General features: G+C 70.6%; 3 protein-coding genes. 2 read left to right on the forward strand and 1 reads right to left on the reverse strand.

Annotated features, from left to right (window positions below; all coding sequences use genetic code 11):
- Positions 1-382: 382 nt before the first annotated feature.
- On the forward strand, positions 383-1,231 hold the full coding sequence (locus ACWDSL_RS52770) for a calcium-binding protein (RefSeq protein ID WP_450496837.1): 849 nt from the start codon (positions 383-385) through the stop codon (positions 1,229-1,231).
- Positions 1,232-1,326: 95 nt separating this feature from the next.
- On the opposite strand, the gene ACWDSL_RS52775 is transcribed toward ACWDSL_RS52770, so the two are convergent.
- Positions 1,327-2,283, reverse strand: coding sequence for a LysR family transcriptional regulator (locus tag ACWDSL_RS52775; protein ID WP_450496839.1), 957 nt, complete (start codon positions 2,281-2,283; stop codon positions 1,327-1,329).
- 135 nt (positions 2,284-2,418) lie between these two features.
- Between ACWDSL_RS52775 and ACWDSL_RS52780 the strand changes: the two genes are divergently transcribed.
- A partial coding sequence (locus ACWDSL_RS52780; RefSeq protein WP_450496840.1) for an MFS transporter occupies positions 2,419-3,042 on the forward strand: 624 nt, incomplete at its 3' end.

Here is a 3,042-nt window from a genome sequence, read left to right on the forward strand (position 1 = left end):
CCGGCCGCCCCCTCTCCTTCCCGCTGCCGCTTTGGACCCGGAGGGTCCGAGACGAAAGCCGCACTCGCGTGAGCCGAATGCCGCGAGACGGCGCACAGGCGCAGGCGCAGCGAAGCGAAGCCCACCGCGAAGCGAAGCCCACCGCGAAGCGAGCCGCACATGCAACGCGCGGCGCGGAACCGGAGCCGTCCGCAGAGTTGCCCTTCGGTGCCCTCCAGAAGAACGCCAGGAAGCCCCGGGATGACATGTTCGCCCAGGCCAACGGAAGTGCTGTTTCCGGCACAACCCCCACCCCCGGAGCCATGTCTACCGCTTTGCCGACGCCTTCCCGTTGTGCGTCGGCCTTGACCACCATCAAGCACCGCGAAGGGTCACTTCTGGCATGCGTAAGCACGGAATCATCGCCGCCACCTCCACGCTCGCCCTCGCCCTCGGGGGAGCCTTATTCGCGGCCCCCGCCGCCCAGGCGGCCACCACGGTGGCCTCCGTCGTCCACGAGGACAGTGAGCTCTGGTACAAGGGCGCCGCCGGACAGACGAACAACCTCAAGGTCTCCGTGGAGATCGAACAGCGGGGCGAGTGGGAGTCGTACTACGTCATCACCTTCCGCGATCGGGGTGACATCACCATCGATCCGACCGCGGCGGAATACGACGAGTGCGTGTACCCCTCGGCCGCCGACCACACCGTCGTCCGGTGCGCGACCGAAGTCCCCCTGGGCTCCGACGACTCGGACAACTACGACGTCAACCTCGGTGACGGCAACGACACCGCGACGGTCGACGCCGGTAGCGACGCCTACTCCTCGATCTACGGCGGTCCCGGCGACGACGTTCTCAAGGGCTCCGCGCGGGATGTGCTCCACGGCGGCGACGGCGCCGACCGCCTCGACGGCGGTGGCGGGGTCTGGGGCATGGGGCCGTACGGCGATGCCGGCGACGACACCATCACCAACTGCTCGATGGACTGCTACGGCGGCCCCGGCAACGACTCCATGAGCGGAGGCGTCGCCGACACCGAGAACAACATGTACGGCGAGGACGGGAACGACGTGATCCACGGTCTGTCCGACGCCGACCACATCTACGGTGGCCGGGGCAACGACACCCTCTACGGCGAGGAGGGTGACGACACGATCTACGGCAACAGCGGAAACGACACGATCTACGGCGGCAAGGGCACGGACACGCTCTCGGGCGGACCGGGCACCAACAAGGTCTACCAGGACTAGGACTGAGCGGCCCGCTCGCGAAGGGCGCCGACTGGCGTGTAGGGCCGCCGTGCCGGGCACGGCGGCCTCCCAGTGGCAACATGGCGGCCCCGTCGCTACACCCAGGCCGGTGTCCAGGTCCCGGTCCCCGAGGAGCGCCCGCTGCACAGATGGTCGCGGAGCGCGGCCAGGGTCGGGTGCGGGTTGTCGCGGTGCCACAGCAGTGAGTGCGGGTAGACCGGTGTCGGGTCGTACAGGGGGATGCGCCGCAGGCCGTGGTCGGCGGGCCAGACGAGGTGTGTCCGCTCACCGACGAAGGTCGCCAGTGACCGGGAGTCGGCGATGGTGTCCAGCAGGGGCCCGGTGCCGAAGTCGGGGCTCGTGATCTCGATGGTGAGCCCGAACGCGGCGGCGAGGGCGTCGTAGTAGGCGCCCCATTCGGTTCCAGGAACGAGGCCGGGCATCCAGATCCGGTGTCCGACGAGTTCGGCGGGCGTGACCGCGCGGGCGGCGGCGAGTTCATGGGCCGGGCCGGTGAGCAGCTGGACGGGCTCGTCGTAGACCCGGACGGCCTCGATCTGAAGAGCACCGTCGAAGGTACGGGCACCCCTGATGTCGTCGGGGAGCTGTCGGCCGGGCATGGCGACGGCGCGGAAGGACGCGTCGATCGTGCCGGACCGGATGGCGTCGATGGCCGCGTCGGCGTCGAAGAGGGTCACGACGTCGAGCTCGACCTCGGGGTGCGCGCGATGGAAGTCGCCCAGCAGGGCGGCCGGGGCGAGCCGTCGGCCGATCACGTCGACGCGCAGCGCGCGGCGGCCGGGGCGTACGGCGGCGACCGCCCGTTCCTCGGCTCGTAGGAGGTCGCGGGCGTGGGGCAGGAACGCCTGTCCGTCGATGCTGAGCTTCGCTCCCCGCGGGGTGCGGGTGAACAGCCGCACGCCGAGGGTCTTCTCCAGCGTGGCGATGCGTTTGGAGACGGCCTGCTGGGTGATCGACAGTTCGGTGGCGGCGTCCTGGAACCGTCCGGCGTCCGCGGCGGCCACGAAGGTGCGCACAGCATCGAGATCCACGCCGACCCACGCTACCCGCACAACGATTGGTTGTGCCCACCTGGCCGATCGGTTGTTTGCTCTCGCCGCCTGCCACTCGCTTGGATGCCGGTGGTCAGCGTGTCGTGGGTCGGATCGGCGAGAGGTGCGTGGGGCATGCCGGGTAGGCGGGCGCTGGGGCGGCGGTTCGGGTGGTTGTGGGCGGCTTATGCCGTCAGTGCATACGGCACCGGGCTCGGCTTCGGCGCGTTTCCCCTGATCGCGATCCTCGTGCTGGACTCCGGGCCGACCCAGGTGGCGGCGCTGTCCGCCGCGGGTCTTGTGGTGGGGGCCATGGTCGCGGTGCCGCTCGGTCCATGGGTGGAGTTCCGCCACAAGCGGCCGGTCATGGTGGCGATGGACCTGACCCGGTTCGCGGCGCTGATGAGCGTCCCCGCCGCGTACGCGCTCGGCCGGCTCAGCTACGCCCAACTTCTCGTTGTCTCCGTCGTCGTCGCCGCGGCCAACATCGCCTTCAGGGCCGCCAGCGGCGCGTATCTGAAGGCGCTTGTGCCGCCGGAGGACCTGCTCGTCGCGAACGGCCGGTTCGAGGCCACGACATGGACCGCGACCGTGGTCGGACCGCCGCTCGGCGGGGTCGCGATCGGGATGTTCGGCCCGGTGACGACCGTGGTCGCCGACGCGGTCAGCTTTCTGCTCTCGGCGCTGGGCATCCGCGCCATCGGCGGCAGCGAGCCGCGCCCCGAGCGGACCGGGGCGCCGAGCGCCGCGCGGGCCGGA

Source organism: Streptomyces sp. NPDC000941 (assembly GCF_053599555.1).